This is a genomic window from Allobosea sp. Tri-44 (assembly GCF_004123845.1).
In the GTDB taxonomy this organism is placed as follows: Bacteria; Pseudomonadota; Alphaproteobacteria; order Rhizobiales; family Beijerinckiaceae; genus Allobosea.
The window spans coordinates 51,312-65,020 of sequence record NZ_NBDP01000064.1 but is presented as its reverse complement, the minus strand read 5'-3'; the positions used below and the strand labels follow the sequence as shown (position 1 = coordinate 65,020).

Below are 13,709 nucleotides of genomic sequence, written 5' to 3'. Positions count from 1 at the left end.
AGGATCGTGTGCCATGAGTCCCGCCCGCATCATCATTTTAGCTGTAGCGGTCGTCGCCGGTCTCGGCGCTGCCTTGCTGATCAGTCAGCCGCCGAAGGTCACGACCCCGTCGGAGACCACGTACGCGCCTGCTCCCACGGTCGAGGTGCTGGTCGCGGCCGCTGATGTCCCGCTCGGCAACAAGCTGGCCGCGGGCGATCTCAAATGGCTGGCCTGGCCGCTGGCGAGCCTGCCGACCGAAGTGATCCGTCGTCAGGACCTTCCCGGAGGCGAGGGCGAATTCGTCGGACAGATCGCCCGCGCGCAGCTCTACAGTTCGGAGCCGATCCGGCGGGAGAAGTTGCTCAAGGCCGATTCCGGTTTCCTGTCGGCGATCCTGCCGCCCGGCAAGCGCGCGGTCGCGATCACCACCGATAATCGCGGAGCCAATACCGCTGGCGGCTTCATCCTGCCCAATGATCGCGTCGATATCATCCGCACCACCCGTGACGACAGCAACTCGAGGGATGGCGCGCCGGCGGCGAGCGAGACCCTGGTCGCCAATGTCCGCGTGCTCGCCATCGGCCAGAACATCCAGGAAAAAAACGGCGAGAAGGTCGTCATCGGCGAGACCGCGACACTCGAGCTCGATCCGAAGCATGTCGAAGCGGTGACGCTGGCGCAGAAGACCAGCACCCTCTCTCTGGCGCTGCGCAGCCTGCAGGATGCCGGCGACAAGAGCCCGCCGAGCGACGAGGGCGGGCTCACGCTCGTGCGCTTCGGCGTCGTCACCAAGGCGGTGAAGCCATGATCCCCATGCCGAATTCCACTCCGCTGTTCCGCTGTGCCTACAAGCGCTGGCTTGCCCCGACGCTGGCGATCGTACCGATCATCACATCGCTGGCCGTTGCTCCGGCCCTGGCGCAGAGCAAGGGCGCTGCGCCGGTCCTGAATGTCGGTGCCAGCGAGCATGCGATTTCACGCCGGCTCGATCTCTCGATCGGCCGCTCGCTGATCGTCGAGCTGCCGCGCGACGCCAAGGAAGTCTTCGTCGCCAATCCCAAGGTGGCGAACGCCGTGGTGCGCTCGGCCCGCAAGCTCTTCGTCATCGGCATGGCCGATGGCTCGACTTCGATGTTCGTGATGGACGCCGAGGGCAGGCAGATCACGGCCCTGGAGATCGAGGTCGGCCGCGACCTCAACGTGCTGCGCCAGACTCTGCGCGCGGCGATGCCGGGCGCGGACATCCAGGTCAAGCCCGCCGGGGATTCGATCCTCCTCGTAGGCACCGTCGCGAATGCGTCGGAGGCGACGCAGGCGGTGGATATCGCCAGTGCCTTCGTCGGCAGCTCCACCACTGGCGGCGTTGTCCAAAGCACCTCCAAGGGCGCCGTTATCAACTCGCTGACCATTCGGGGGCGTGACCAGGTGATGGTCAAGGTCACCGTTTCCGAGATCGCCCGCAAGGCGATCAAGCAACTCGGCATCAACTCGACTGGCGAGTGGAAGCTGGGCAAGCTCAACATTACGCCAACGATCGACAATCCGTTCTCGGTGCAACCGCAAACGCTCGCGGCGACCTCGATCGCCGCCGGGATCGGCAACTCGACCAACGTCACCCTGCGCGCGCTTGAGCGGGCCGGCATGTCACGCATTCTCGCCGAACCCACCGTCACGGCAATATCGGGCGAGAGCGCCAAGTTCACTGCGGGCGGCGAGATTCCCGTGCCGAGCGGCTACAGCTGCGATCTCACCGGACGCTGTAATCTCAGCATCGTCTACAAGACGATCGGCGTTTCTTTGAACTTTACACCGATCGTGCTGTCCGATGGCAGGATCTCGATGCGGATCGGGACAGAGGTCACCGAGCTTGACGCTGAAAATCAGCTGCTCCTCGCCGATACCAGGCAGACCGGTGCGGTCAACGCACCGGGGTTCCGGACACGCAAGTCGGATACGACAGTGGAGCTGCCCTCTGGCGGAACGCTGGCGACGGCTGGCCTGATTCAGCGCGTCTCGCGTCAAGCGATCAACGGCATGCCGGCGCTGATGAACATTCCGATCATCGGCACGCTGTTCCGGTCGCGTGACTATCAGCGCGAAGAGACCGAGCTGATGATCGCGGTGACGCCCTATATCGTGAAGCCGGTGGGGCCGAACGGACTGCAGCGGCCCGATGACGGCTTCGTCGAGGCGCACGATGCCCAGACGATCCTGATGGGGCGTTTGAACAAGATGTACGGGTCGACGAGCGGAGGGCCGATCCCGCAGGCCTATAAGGGCCGCGTCGGTTTCATCGCTGATTGAAGACGGGCCGTGACAAGGATGGCGATCATGGTCGTAGACAGGAAACCGCACCCGAAGCGCGCTCGGCACGCGGCATTGCCGGTCGCCCTCGGCGCCGCGCTCCTGCTCGGAGCTTGTGCCAAGGGCGATATTTCAACCTCCGGTATCCCGATTGACACCCGCGAGCGCCATCCGATCGTGCTGCGCGATGCGCCGAATTCGCTGGATGTCTTCGTCGGTCGGGCCGGTGGTGGGTTGGATCCGCGCCAGGCCGACGACGTCGCCCGTTTCGGCGAGGATTATCGTCGCAGCGGCAAGGGCGGTCTCGTCGCGGAGGTGCCGACGGGAACCGGGCGTGACCTTGCCGCCCGGGACACGCTCGACGGTATTCGACGCTCGCTCGCCCGGGCCGGTGTCTCGCCCGGCGCTCTTTCGGTCAGAACTTATCCGATCACCGACCCCGGGCTCGCATCGCCGATCCGCCTGACCTATGCCTCATTGCAGGCTGGATTACCGCATTCCTGCGGACAATGGCCGACTGATCTGGGCGCTTCCAGCTACAAGACGAGCGCAACGAACGAACCCTACTGGAACTTCGGTTGCGCCACCCAGGCCAATCTCGCGGCGCAGATCGCCGATCCGCTCGATTTGGTGCGCGCGCGCAGCGAAGGTCGCCTCGATACCCAAAAGCGTATGGAAGCGATCAAGAAGCTGCGCGAGGGCAAGGATCCTTCCACGCAGTATCGCCAGGAACAAACCAAGGTCAGTGACGCCGTCGGAGGCAAATGATGGCGAACATGCCGGGATTTGAGCCGGATACCGGCGGCGAGGAGATCATCGCCCCGCTGCCGCGCGTCACCTTGCAGGCCTTCTGCGAGACACGGGAGGTCGCGGACTCGATGCAGGCGGTCGCCGCCGACCGCCGAATGGACAAGGTCCAGGCCCGGGTTCAGATGGGGGGGCCGGCCGCGGCGGTCGAGGCTTTCCGCGGCGCGCCGACACCGAATGTGATCGTCCTGGAAACGGTCAGCGAGCCGTCGGGCCTGATCATGAATCTCGATGCGCTCGCTGCGAGCTGCGATCCGGGCACCAAGGTCGTCGTCATCGGGCATGTCAACGACATCCAACTCTATCGCGAGTTGATCCGGCGCGGCGTCAGCGACTATCTCGTCGCCCCGTTCGGCGTTCTCGACCTGCTGCGTACCCTGTCCGAGCTCTATGCCGCGTCGGGCTCTGCGACGCTCGGGCGTACCATGGCCATCGTTGGCGCCAAGGGCGGCGTCGGCGCTTCCACTGTTGCACACAATGTCGCTTGGGCGGTGGCCCGCGATCTCGGCGCTTCGACTGTGATCGCCGATCTCGATATCGCCTTCGGCACGGCAGGACTGGATTTCAATCAGGATCCGCCGCAAGGCATCGCCGATGCTGTGTTCGCACCGGAGCGGCTCGACGCCAACATGCTCGACCGGCTTCTGTCGCGCTGCAGCGATAACCTTTCCCTGCTCGCAGCTCCGGCCATGCTGGACCGGACCATCGATCTCGGCGACGACGCGTTCGAGCTCTTGTTCGATCTGCTGCGCGCAAGCGTGCCCTGCATCGTGCTGGACGTGCCCCATCTGTGGTCGGGCTGGGCGAAGCGCGCGCTCGTCGGCGCCGATGAGGTGGCGATCGTCGCCGCGCCGGAGCTCGCCTCGCTGCGCAACGCCAAGAATCTGGTCGATCTCCTGCGCGCGGCCCGGCCCAACGATTCCGTCCCGCGCCTGATCCTGAACCAGGTCGGCCTGCCCAAGCGGCCTGAGATCGAGGCCAGCGAGTTCGCCAAAGCCCTCGGGATCGAGGTGCTGAGCTCCATCCCGTTCGATGCGCAGCTCTTTGGCACGGCAGCCAACAATGGGCAGATGATCGCCGAGGTCCAGTCGGGCGGAAAGGCAGCGGAGGCCTTCGTCCAGATTGCAACTGCTCTCACCGGCCGCGGCGAGCAGAAGCGCGGCAAGCGCGGCCTGTTCGAGCCCTTGGCCAAGCTGATGCGTCGGAAGGCCTGAAGATGTTCGGCAAGCGACAGGCGACTGCCCCGGCTCCGACGACTCAGCCGAACGCAGCGCCGCTCTCGTCGGTGCGCCCGGTCGAATCGCGTTCCACAGTCGCCGAGGCACGGCGTCTGCCGCCGCCTGCGCCCGTCGAGGCGCAAAAATCCGACGAATACTATCAGATGAAGAGCATGATCTTCGGTGCTCTCATCGAAGCGATCGACCTCTCCCAGCTGGCCAAGCTCGACGGCGAATCGGCCCGCGAGGAAATCCGCGACATCATCAACGAGATCATCTCGCTGAAGAACGTCGTACTCTCGATCTCCGAGCAGGAGGAACTGCTCGACGACATCTGCAACGATGTGCTCGGCTACGGACCGCTGGAGCCGTTGCTCGCCCGCGACGACATCGCCGACATCATGGTCAACGGCGCCGGCCGGACCTTTATCGAGACCGGCGGCAAGATCCAGCTCACCAGCATCCGCTTTCGTGACAACGCGCAGCTGATGAATATCTGCCAGCGCATCGTCAGTCAGGTCGGTCGCCGCGTCGACGAGGCCTCGCCGATCTGCGACGCACGTCTTGCCGACGGCTCGCGTGTCAACGTCATTGCTCCGCCGCTCGCGATCGACGGGCCGGCGCTGACCATCCGCAAGTTCAAGAAGGACAAGCTGACGCTCGACCAACTCGTCCGTTTCGGCGCGATCTCGCCGCCCGGCGCAGAGATCCTGAAGATCATCGGCAGGGTCCGCTGCAATATCGTGATCTCGGGCGGCACCGGTTCGGGCAAGACGACGCTGCTCAACTGCCTGACCAACTATATCGAAAACGATGAGCGTGTGATCACCTGTGAGGACGCGGCCGAGCTGCAACTGCAACAGCCGCACGTGGTCCGTCTCGAAACCCGCCCGCCCAATCTCGAAGGGTTGGGTGCAATCACGATGCGCGATCTCGTCAAGAACTGCCTGCGCATGCGGCCCGAACGCATCATCGTCGGCGAGGTGCGCGGCCCGGAGGCCTTCGACCTGCTCCAGGCGATGAACACCGGCCATGACGGCTCGATGGGCACGTTGCACGCCAATACGCCGCGCGAATGCCTGAGCCGCATCGAATCGATGATCACCATGGGCGGCTTCAGCCTGCCCTCGAAGACCCTGCGGGAGATGATCTGCTCCTCGGTCGATGTGATCATCCAGGCTCAGCGCATGCGCGATGGCTCGCGCCGCATCACCCACATCACCGAGGTGATGGGCATGGAGGGCGATGTGATCATCACCCAGGACCTGATGCTCTACGACGTGCTCGGCGAGGATCCCAACGGCAGGCTCATCGGTCGGCATCGTTCGACGGGTATTGGCCGGCCGCGCCTCTGGGAACGCGCGCGCTATTTCGGCGACGAGCAGCGGCTGGCGACCGCGCTCGACCAGCTCGAGCTCGAAGGCCGGGCCGACGCCTAGGTGCGGGAGGAAGGCACGTCATGGACTATGGCCAGATCGCCGCCGCCATCCTCGCCGCTGTCTCGGCGGGCGGGATCGCCTATGCCCTGTTCTACCCTCGGCTCAGCGGCCAGGCGCGCGCCGAGCAGCGCCGCCGCGAGTTCGCCGCGCCGGCCGCGGTCCGCGCCGCGGCGGATCGCGAGGCGCAGAGCCAGGCCAGGCGCGGGCAGGTCGCGCAAAGCCTGAAGGATATCGAAAACCGCGAGAAGGCACGCCACAAGCTCACGTTGGAAGGGAAAATTGAGCAGGCAGGGCTGTCTTGGTCGCGCAAGCAGTACTGGCTGCTCGGCGTCGCGCTGGGTGTTGCCCTGGCTGTTGTGCTCCTCATCGTCTCGGGCAACTGGGGCGTCGTGCTGGTCAGCTTCCTCGTCGGCCTTTTCGGCCTGCCGCGCTGGTATCTGGGCTATCTCGGCAAGAGGCGGATGCTGCGCTTCACCAACGAATTTCCCAACGCGCTCGATGTCATTGTGCGCGGCATCAAGTCGGGCCTGCCGCTGAATGATTGCCTGCGCATCATCGCCAGCGAGGCTCAGGAGCCGGTCAAGACCGAGTTCCGCCTGATCGTCGAAGCGCAGACGCTCGGCCTGTCGTTGACGGACGCTGTCGCCAAGCTGTTCCAACGTATGCCCTGCGCCGAGGCCAATTTCTTCGGCATCGTCCTGGCGATCCAGCAGAAGACCGGCGGCAATCTCGCCGAAACCCTGGCCAATCTCTCGCGCGTGATCCGCGAGCGTCGCAAGATGCGCGACAAGATCCAGGCCGTATCGATGGAGGCGAAGGCCTCCGCCTCGATCATCGGCGCCTTGCCTCCCGTCGTCGCAATCCTCGTCTACCTGACGAGCCCAGGCTACATGGACGCACTCTGGACGACCGATGCGGGACGAGCGGCGCTCGTCGGCTGCGCCGTCTGGATGGCAACCGGCGTGCTGGTGATGCGCAAGATGATCAATTTCGAGATCTGAGGAGCCTTCGGCATGCTCGCGCTCCTGATCGAGAAGCTCACCGATATGACAGTGCTGCTCGCCCTGGTCGGCGGGGTGGCCGTCGCGGTCACGATCATGACCCTGGCGGCGCCCTTGTTCGAAGGCAATGTGTTGGGCAAGCGCATGAAATCCGTCGCCACCGAACGCGACAAGATTCGCGCACGCGAGCGCGATCGGCTGGCGCGGCAGAACGAGCGGGTCTCGCTCCGGCAGGAGCCGAAGGTCTTCATGCGCGACATCGTCGAGCGCTTCAAGCTCAGCGACTGGCTCGGTACCGAGAATGCCAAGAAGCAGCTCACCATGGCTGGCTTCCGGGGTCAGCAGGCCGAAGTGGGTTTCCTCTTCTTCAGACTGATCACCCCGATCGCCCTCTTCCTGTTCGCCCTGTTTTACCTCTTCGTGATCAATAGCTTCGGCCAGACCTCTATCGTGCGGGTCGGCATCGTGATCGGCGCTGCCTATCTCGGCATCAAGGCGCCCGAGATCTACCTGTCCAATGTCACGACAAAGCGCCAGCACTCGATGCGGCGCGCTTTCCCGGACGCGCTCGACCTGATGCTGATCTGTGTCGAATCGGGCATGTCGATCGAACTGGCGTTCCGCAAGGTTTCGACCGAGATCGGCAGCCAGTCGGTGCCGCTGGCCGAGGAGTTCTCCCTTTGCACGGCGGAGCTATCCTATCTCTCCGAACGTCGGCAGGCCTACGAGAACCTCGCCATACGAACCGGGCTCGAATCGGTGAAGGCGGTGTGTACGGCGCTGATCCAGGCCGAGCGTTACGGCACGCCACTCGGAACAGCGTTGCGGACGCTCGCGCAAGAGAGCCGTGATCAGCGGATGAACGAGGCGGAAAAGAAGGCTGCGGCCCTGCCGCCAAAGCTGACAGTGCCTATGATCCTGTTCTTTCTGCCGGTGCTGTTCGTGGTGATCATGACCCCGGCGCTGATCAAAGCCTTTGCCAACTTCTAGAGCCGGATGATTTCAGTTGGAATCGCAAGGCGATGCCAACTGAAATCTGAATCCGTCTCTCATCAAAGGGTTAGAGCAGGATCGATGCGAAAAACCGGTTCCCACTTTTTCGCATCCTGCTCTAAGCAGTGATCCTGCCCGCCCTCGCGGAACGAGGCGGCACCGATTCAGCAGGGCCTCAGAGGTCGACGAGAACCCAGAGGACCACGGCGTCGGTGGGCCCTCTCGACGTCCAGGTGTGTTCGGTGGTGGCGTCGTAATAGACCGAGTCACCCTTGTTCAGCTCGAGTGGTTCATATAGCCGGCTGTGCACGACGAGCGTGCCTTCCAGCACCGTCACGAAGATCTCCGCCTCCGATTTCGCCCAGGCCGCGTATTCGTCGGGCGAGCGCGCCGTCACCGTCGTCAGGATCGGGGTCGCGCGCTTGTTCTTGAGATCGGCGCAGAGCAGGACGTTGTTGCAGGTTCCGGTGGTGTGCTTGCTGCCGCTTCCCGCCCGGCTGATGCTGCGGCGTCCGGCAAAGCTCACCGGATTGACCTCATCCTCGGCCGAGAGGAGCGTCACCAGCTCGACCTCCAGCCCGTGCGCGATGCGCTGGATCGTCGAGATCGTCGGCGACAGCTCATTGCGCTCGATCTTCGAGAAGGCCGAGGCCGACACGCCTGTCATGGCGCTGACGTCCTGAAGCGTCAGGCGGCGGCTCTTGCGCAGCTTGAGCAGGCGCGCGCCGATATCGACCCCGCGCGCTTCGTCGCCATTGCGCGAGGCCTCCGGCGCCTCAGGCGTATCGCCTCGCTCCGCCAATGAGATCTCCGGCATGCGACTTCTCTCCACCAAGGGCTTGGGGCGTCCCTGCTCTGTCATAGTCATGCGCGGCAGGGATGAAAAGGGAGAGGCAGTATCTTCATGCGCGAAATTTCTTATCCGACATTTTTTGTACCTTTGTGTTGACAATGCTGGATTCGTGAAACACGCTTCGTTTCAAGGACGCGCCGGCCGTGGACCGAGCGTGATTGACGGGACGATGCGCGAGACGGCGCATCGCGGCAGGGATGCTTCGATGACACTGACCCAGGACAAGCTGAGCGGCCTCTACACCGCGATCGTCACGCCGCTCACCGCGGACGGCGCCGTCGACATCAAGGGCCTGCAGGAGCTCGTCCGCTTCCAGCTCCGCGCCGGCGCAGCCGGCATCGTGCCGATCGGCGGCACCGGCGAGTATCCGGCCTTCTCCCGCGACGAGCGCCGCACGATCGTCGCCGCCTGCGTCGAGGCCGCGGACGGCAAGCCGGTCATTCCCGGCGTGCTCTCCACCGGTTTCGAGGATGCGCTCGAAGCCGGCCGCGACTTCGCCGCCGCCGGCGCGGCCGCCGTCATGACCGTGACGCCCTATTACGCCCCCGGCACGCAGGACGGCATGCGCGCCTATTTCCGGCGCTATCGCGATGCGCTCGACCTGCCGGTGATGCTCTACCAGATCCCGCGCCGCACGACGGTCTCTGCCTTCGCCGACACCGTGCAGGGGATGGCCGAGGATGGCTCGATCATCGGCATGAAGTATTCTTCCTACGACATGCCCGACTTCATCCGCACGGTGAAATACACCGGCGACAAGATCGCGATCCTCTCCGGCGAGGAACCACTCTTTGCGACCCATGTCGCGCTCGGCGCCCGCGGCGGCGTGCTCGCCTCGGCCACGATCTACCCGAAGATCTGGATCGAGATCTTCGAGCTCGCCCGCCAGGGCAAGCTGAAGGAGGCGTTGAAGCTGCAGGACAAGATCGATCCGGTCGTCGATTCGATCTATGTCGAGACCAATCCCGGACCGCTGAAGGAATACATGGCGCTCGCCGGCATGCCCGTCGGCGGCGTGCGGCTGCCACTGCTGGGACCGAGCGCCGAGACGATGGCCAAGCTCAAGGTCGCCGCGGCGCAGGCCAAAGCCATCAGCCTCGCCTGAGGAGACGGGACCGTGCTCGAAGCGCTTCGCGGCATCGTCGGCAACAAGGGGCTGATCACCGATCCGACGGAGATGGAGCCGTGGATCACCGATTGGCGCCAGCGCCGGCGCGGCCGAGCGCTCGCCGTCGTCCAGCCGGCTTCGACGCAGGAGGTTTCCGCCGTCGTCGCGCTCTGCGCGGCTGAAGGTCAGCCGGTCTTTCCGGTCGGCGGCAATACCGGGCTGTGCTTCGGTGCCGTGCCCGAGAGCGACCGGCAGGACAGGCCCGGCGTCGTGCTCTCGCTTAGGCGTATGAACCGCATTCGCGCCACCGATCGCGCCACGGGGATCGCGACCGTCGACGCCGGCGTCGTGCTGGGCGATCTGCACAATGCCGCGATCGAGGCCGGCCGCCAATTCCCGTTGCATCTCGGCAGCGAGGGCAGCGCCCAGATCGGCGGACTGATCTCCACCAATGCCGGCGGCACCGGCGTCGTCCGCTACGGGCCGATGCGCGATCTCGTCGCGGGGCTGGAGGTGGTGCTGGCCGACGGGCGCGTGCTCACCGATCTCGCCGCGCTACGCAAGGACAATACCGGCTATATGCTGCGCCATCTTTTCATCGGCGCGGAAGGCACGCTGGGCATCATCACCGGCGCGGCACTCAGGCTGCACCCGCAGACGCCGAACACGGCCCACGCCTGGGTCAGCGTCATCAGTCCCGCGGCGGCGGTTGCGCTGTTCGCGGCGCTGCAGGATCGGGCCGGCTCCTACATCCAGGCCTTCGAACTGGTCTCGGCCCCGCAATTCGAGCTCGTGCGCCGTCATGCCGAACGCGCGCGCTTCCCCTTTCCGGAGATTCCGGCCTGGTCGGTCCTGATCGAGCTCGGCAGCGAGGATGCGACCACCGCACTCCCTGCAATTCTCGAAGAGGTCGTCGGCGCCGCGCTGGAGCGCGGCGAAGTCCGCGATGCCGTCGTCGCGACCTCCGAGCAGCAGGCCTCGGAATTCTGGCATATCCGGCATTCGGTGTCCGAGGCCAACAAGAAGGAAGGCATCGGCATCGTCCTCGACATTGCCGTGCGCTCGTCGGACGTCGCACCCTTCATCGCCGCCGCCGCCGCCGTAGCGGCCGAACGCTATCCGCAGGCGGTGTCGCAGGTCGTCTGCCATCTCGGCGACGGCAATGTGCACGTGATCCTGATGTTCCAGCGCGATTTCTGGGCGACGTTGCCGGACGAGGACCCCTTTGCCCTCGAGGTCGAACGCGCGATCCACGACGTCGCCGCCCGCTTCGGCGGCACCTTCAGCGCCGAGCATGGCGTCGGCCGCAAGCTGACGGAGGAGCTGGAGCGCCTCGCCGATCCGCTGCGCTACGAGCTGATGACCAAGGTCAAGGCGCTGTTCGATCCGCAGAACCTGATGAATCCGGGCGTCCTGCTGGCGCCGAAGGCCGCCTGAGGACGACGAGATTGCGCTGCGGCCCTCGGTGAGGGGTTGCAGCTCACGAAAGCCCGCCGGGGAAGCGGGGCCTGCTCACCGACAAGACGGGGTTGCACCTCATGACAACGGGAGAAAGACCATGACGACACGCAGGGATCTGGCAGGGCTCATTGGCGCCGGCGCGGTCGCCGCCACCGCTCTCACACTGACCGCCAGCCGGGCGGATGCGCAGGCCGCGGCCAAGAACACGTTCGACCGCGTCGTCGCCAACAAGAAGTTGCGCCTCGGCGCCGTTACCTCCTCGGCGCCCTGGTTCATGAAGGATCCGGCGAGCGGCAAGTGGGGTGGCCACTTCTATGCCATCGGCTCGGCGCTCGCCGCCGACATGGAGGTCGAGCTCGAGCTCGTCGAGACGACCTGGGGCAATGCGGTGCTCGATCTCCAGGCCGACAAGATCGACATCATGTTCGGCCTCAACCCCACGCCGAAGCGTGCCATGGCGGTCGACTTCTCCACCACCGTCTACGACAGTGCGCTCGTGGTGATCGCCAAGCCCGGCTTCGAACCGAAGAATTGGGCCGACATGAACAAGCCGGACGTGAAGATCTCGGTCGACGTCGGCTCGGCGCACGATCAGATCGCCAGCAAGCTCTGTTCCAAGGCGCAGATCTCGCGGTTCAAGACCATCAATGAAGCCATGCTGGCGCTGCGCAGCGGCCGCGTCGACGCGCAGTGCATCTTCTGGATGGGCGGCGTGCGCGCGGTCAAGGCCGATCCCGCGCTTGGCAAGGTGATCGTGCCGCAGCCCTTCTTCGGCTCGACTTCGAATGCCGCCTTCCGCCGCGAGACGGACAAGACCTGGCGCGATTTCGTCAACACATGGATCGTCTATGCCCGCGGCCTCGGCCTCGTCCGCGAGGCCGTCGTCACCAGTCTCGAGCAGGTCGGAGTGACCCCGGAGGATCTTCCGGCCGGCATCACACTCTAAAGCTTCGCCCGGCGTTCCGCGCCCTGCGCGGGACGCCGTTTGACCCGCATTCCCGCAGACGGCCTCGCGCACGGGGCCGCGAGCCGCATGCCAACGGGGTGGGCATGGACTACACTTGGAATTTCGACATCGTCTGGAATTATCGCTGGATCTTCCTGACCGGAACCGGCGTGACGATCGGCATCACGATCGCGGTGGTCGTGCTCGGGCTGATCGCAGGGCTCGTCGCCGGTATCGCCCAGCTTTCGCGCTCACCAGTGCTGCGCTGGCTGTCCTGGGCGTATATCGAGATGTTCCGGCTCACCCCGCTGCTCGTGCTGCTGCTGTGGTTCTACTACGCGCTGCCGATCATGACCGGCATCAAGCTAGACGCACTGACCGCCTCGATCGTCACCTTGACCCTCTATGGCGGATCCTTCTACGCCGAGATCATCCGAGGCGGCATCGTCTCGATCGAGCCCGGCCAATCGGAGGCCGGACTGGCGCTGGGCATGACACCGGCGCGCGTGATGCACCGCATCGTTCTGCCTCAGGCCATCAAGCGGATGATCCCGCCGCTGATGAACCAGTCGATCATCCAGTTCAAGAACACCTCGCTCGTCTCGGTGCTCGCCGTGCCGGACCTGCTCTATCAGGGGCAGGTAGCGGCCATGGACACCTATCGCGCACTCGAGGTCTACACGGTGATCGCCGCGATCTACGTCGTCGTGCTGCTGCCGCTGACGGCGATCGTGAAACGAGCCGAAAAGCGGCTTGCCCAAAGCAATTGAGGCGATGGCGATGAGCTACAAGATCGAGGTCTCCGGTCTGCGCAAGAGCTTCGGCGCGCTGACGGTCCTGCGCGACATCAACCTCAGGGTCGAATCCGGCCAGGTCGTGGCGTTGATCGGCCCTTCCGGCTCCGGCAAGTCGACCCTGCTGCGCTGCCTCAACCTGCTGGTCATGCCTGAGGGCGGGAATGTCCGGATCGGCAATGACAGCTTTGCCTTCGGCGCCGGCTCGAAGCTACCGGCGATCCGCGAGCAGGCGCGCTTCCGCTCCAACACCGGGATGGTCTTCCAGCACTTCAACCTCTTCCCGCACATGACCGTGGTCCAGAACGTCATGGAAGGGCCGATCTCGGTCAAGGCGATGCCGAAACCGCAGGCCGAGGAACTTGCGCGCAGGTTGCTCGCCAAGGTCGGGCTCAGCGACAAGGTCGACGTCTTCCCCAACAAGCTCTCGGGCGGCCAGAAGCAGCGCGTCGCCATCGCGCGCGCGCTCGCCATGGAGCCGGAGGTCATGCTCTTCGACGAGGCGACCTCGGCACTCGACCCGGAACTCGTCGGCGAGGTGCTCGGTGTCATGCGCGATCTTGCCGCCGAAGGCATGACCATGATCATCGTCACCCACGAGATCGGCTTTGCCCGCGAGGTCGCCGACCGCGTCGTCTTCATGCGCGACGGCGTCATCGTCGAGGAGGGGCCTGCGCGCGAGGTGATCGGCGAGCCGAAGCAGGATGCGACCAGGGCATTCCTCAGCCATTTCCACAACCGCGGCTGAAGCACCGGGCGCGGCCCCATGGTTCAACTGCCAATCCTTCCGCCTCGAGCGATGTC

General features: G+C 65.1%; 13 protein-coding genes. 12 read left to right on the top strand and 1 reads right to left on the bottom strand.

Annotated features, from left to right (window positions below; genetic code table 11):
• The first annotated feature begins 13 nt into the window (after positions 1-13).
• Genes cpaB through B6S44_RS27995 form a run of 7 tightly spaced genes read left to right on the top strand, consistent with a single transcriptional unit; the run spans position 14 to position 7,740 of the window.
• Entirely contained in the window at positions 14-790 is a 777-nt protein-coding gene (cpaB, locus tag B6S44_RS28025; protein WP_129160221.1) for a Flp pilus assembly protein CpaB, read from the top strand.
• 5 nt (positions 791-795) lie between these two features.
• On the top strand, positions 796-2,286 hold the full coding sequence (locus B6S44_RS28020) for a type II and III secretion system protein family protein (RefSeq protein WP_129160219.1): 1,491 nt from the start codon (positions 796-798) through the stop codon (positions 2,284-2,286).
• A gap of 18 nt (positions 2,287-2,304) precedes the next feature.
• Positions 2,305-3,054, top strand: coding sequence for a CpaD family pilus assembly protein (locus B6S44_RS28015; RefSeq protein ID WP_248309803.1), 750 nt, complete (start codon positions 2,305-2,307; stop codon positions 3,052-3,054).
• A gap of 8 nt (positions 3,055-3,062) precedes the next feature.
• Positions 3,063-4,307: a CpaE/TadZ family protein gene (locus B6S44_RS28010; protein ID WP_129160215.1), complete on the top strand. Its 1,245-nt coding sequence runs from the start codon at positions 3,063-3,065 to the stop codon at positions 4,305-4,307.
• Positions 4,308-4,309: 2 nt separating this feature from the next.
• The gene (locus tag B6S44_RS28005) at positions 4,310-5,749 is read left to right on the top strand and encodes a CpaF family protein (RefSeq protein ID WP_129160213.1); all 1,440 of its coding nucleotides are present in this window, start codon (positions 4,310-4,312) and stop codon (positions 5,747-5,749) included.
• A gap of 20 nt (positions 5,750-5,769) precedes the next feature.
• Positions 5,770-6,750, top strand: coding sequence for a type II secretion system F family protein (locus B6S44_RS28000; protein ID WP_129160211.1), 981 nt, complete (start codon positions 5,770-5,772; stop codon positions 6,748-6,750).
• A 12-nt stretch (positions 6,751-6,762) separates the two neighbouring features.
• Positions 6,763-7,740: a type II secretion system F family protein gene (locus B6S44_RS27995; protein ID WP_129160209.1), complete on the top strand. Its 978-nt coding sequence runs from the start codon at positions 6,763-6,765 to the stop codon at positions 7,738-7,740.
• Positions 7,741-7,918: 178 nt separating this feature from the next.
• Here B6S44_RS27995 and B6S44_RS27990 read toward each other — a convergent pair whose 3' ends face one another.
• On the bottom strand, positions 7,919-8,560 hold the full coding sequence (locus B6S44_RS27990) for a helix-turn-helix domain-containing protein (protein ID WP_129160207.1): 642 nt from the start codon (positions 8,558-8,560) through the stop codon (positions 7,919-7,921).
• Positions 8,561-8,801: 241 nt separating this feature from the next.
• Here B6S44_RS27990 and dapA point away from each other — a divergent pair, with 241 nt between their 5' ends.
• From dapA to B6S44_RS27965, 5 genes are all read left to right on the top strand, one after another.
• On the top strand, positions 8,802-9,701 hold the full coding sequence (gene dapA, locus B6S44_RS27985) for a 4-hydroxy-tetrahydrodipicolinate synthase (RefSeq protein WP_129160204.1): 900 nt from the start codon (positions 8,802-8,804) through the stop codon (positions 9,699-9,701).
• 12 nt (positions 9,702-9,713) lie between these two features.
• The gene (locus tag B6S44_RS27980; protein WP_129160202.1) at positions 9,714-11,141 is read left to right on the top strand and encodes an FAD-binding oxidoreductase; all 1,428 of its coding nucleotides are present in this window, start codon (positions 9,714-9,716) and stop codon (positions 11,139-11,141) included.
• Between the two features lie 121 nt (positions 11,142-11,262).
• Positions 11,263-12,111, top strand: a complete 849-nt coding sequence (locus B6S44_RS27975) for a transporter substrate-binding domain-containing protein (protein WP_129160200.1) — start codon at positions 11,263-11,265, stop codon at positions 12,109-12,111.
• 104 nt (positions 12,112-12,215) lie between these two features.
• Entirely contained in the window at positions 12,216-12,881 is a 666-nt protein-coding gene (locus tag B6S44_RS27970; RefSeq protein WP_129160198.1) for an amino acid ABC transporter permease, read from the top strand.
• Between the two features lie 4 nt (positions 12,882-12,885).
• Positions 12,886-13,653, top strand: coding sequence for an amino acid ABC transporter ATP-binding protein (locus tag B6S44_RS27965; protein WP_164986003.1), 768 nt, complete (start codon positions 12,886-12,888; stop codon positions 13,651-13,653).
• Positions 13,654-13,709 lie beyond the last annotated feature (56 nt).

What these genes read in the sequence shown, in the direction of transcription:
- dapA (WP_129160204.1), top strand. Translation starts at nt 8,802, where the DNA reads ATGACACTGACCCAGGACAAGCTGAGCGGCCTCTACACCGCGATCGTC.
- B6S44_RS28000 (WP_129160211.1), top strand. Translation starts at nt 5,770, where the DNA reads ATGGACTATGGCCAGATCGCCGCCGCCATCCTCGCCGCTGTCTCGGCG.
- B6S44_RS28015 (WP_248309803.1), top strand. Translation starts at nt 2,305, where the DNA reads ATGGCGATCATGGTCGTAGACAGGAAACCGCACCCGAAGCGCGCTCGG.
- B6S44_RS28020 (WP_129160219.1), top strand. Translation starts at nt 796, where the DNA reads ATGCCGAATTCCACTCCGCTGTTCCGCTGTGCCTACAAGCGCTGGCTT.
- B6S44_RS27990 (WP_129160207.1), bottom strand. Translation starts at nt 8,560, where the DNA reads ATGCCGGAGATCTCATTGGCGGAGCGAGGCGATACGCCTGAGGCGCCG.
- B6S44_RS27965 (WP_164986003.1), top strand. Translation starts at nt 12,886, where the DNA reads ATGGCGATGAGCTACAAGATCGAGGTCTCCGGTCTGCGCAAGAGCTTC.
- B6S44_RS27975 (WP_129160200.1), top strand. Translation starts at nt 11,263, where the DNA reads ATGACGACACGCAGGGATCTGGCAGGGCTCATTGGCGCCGGCGCGGTC.
- B6S44_RS28010 (WP_129160215.1), top strand. Translation starts at nt 3,063, where the DNA reads ATGCCGGGATTTGAGCCGGATACCGGCGGCGAGGAGATCATCGCCCCG.
- cpaB (WP_129160221.1), top strand. Translation starts at nt 14, where the DNA reads ATGAGTCCCGCCCGCATCATCATTTTAGCTGTAGCGGTCGTCGCCGGT.
- B6S44_RS28005 (WP_129160213.1), top strand. Translation starts at nt 4,310, where the DNA reads ATGTTCGGCAAGCGACAGGCGACTGCCCCGGCTCCGACGACTCAGCCG.
- B6S44_RS27995 (WP_129160209.1), top strand. Translation starts at nt 6,763, where the DNA reads ATGCTCGCGCTCCTGATCGAGAAGCTCACCGATATGACAGTGCTGCTC.
- B6S44_RS27970 (WP_129160198.1), top strand. Translation starts at nt 12,216, where the DNA reads ATGGACTACACTTGGAATTTCGACATCGTCTGGAATTATCGCTGGATC.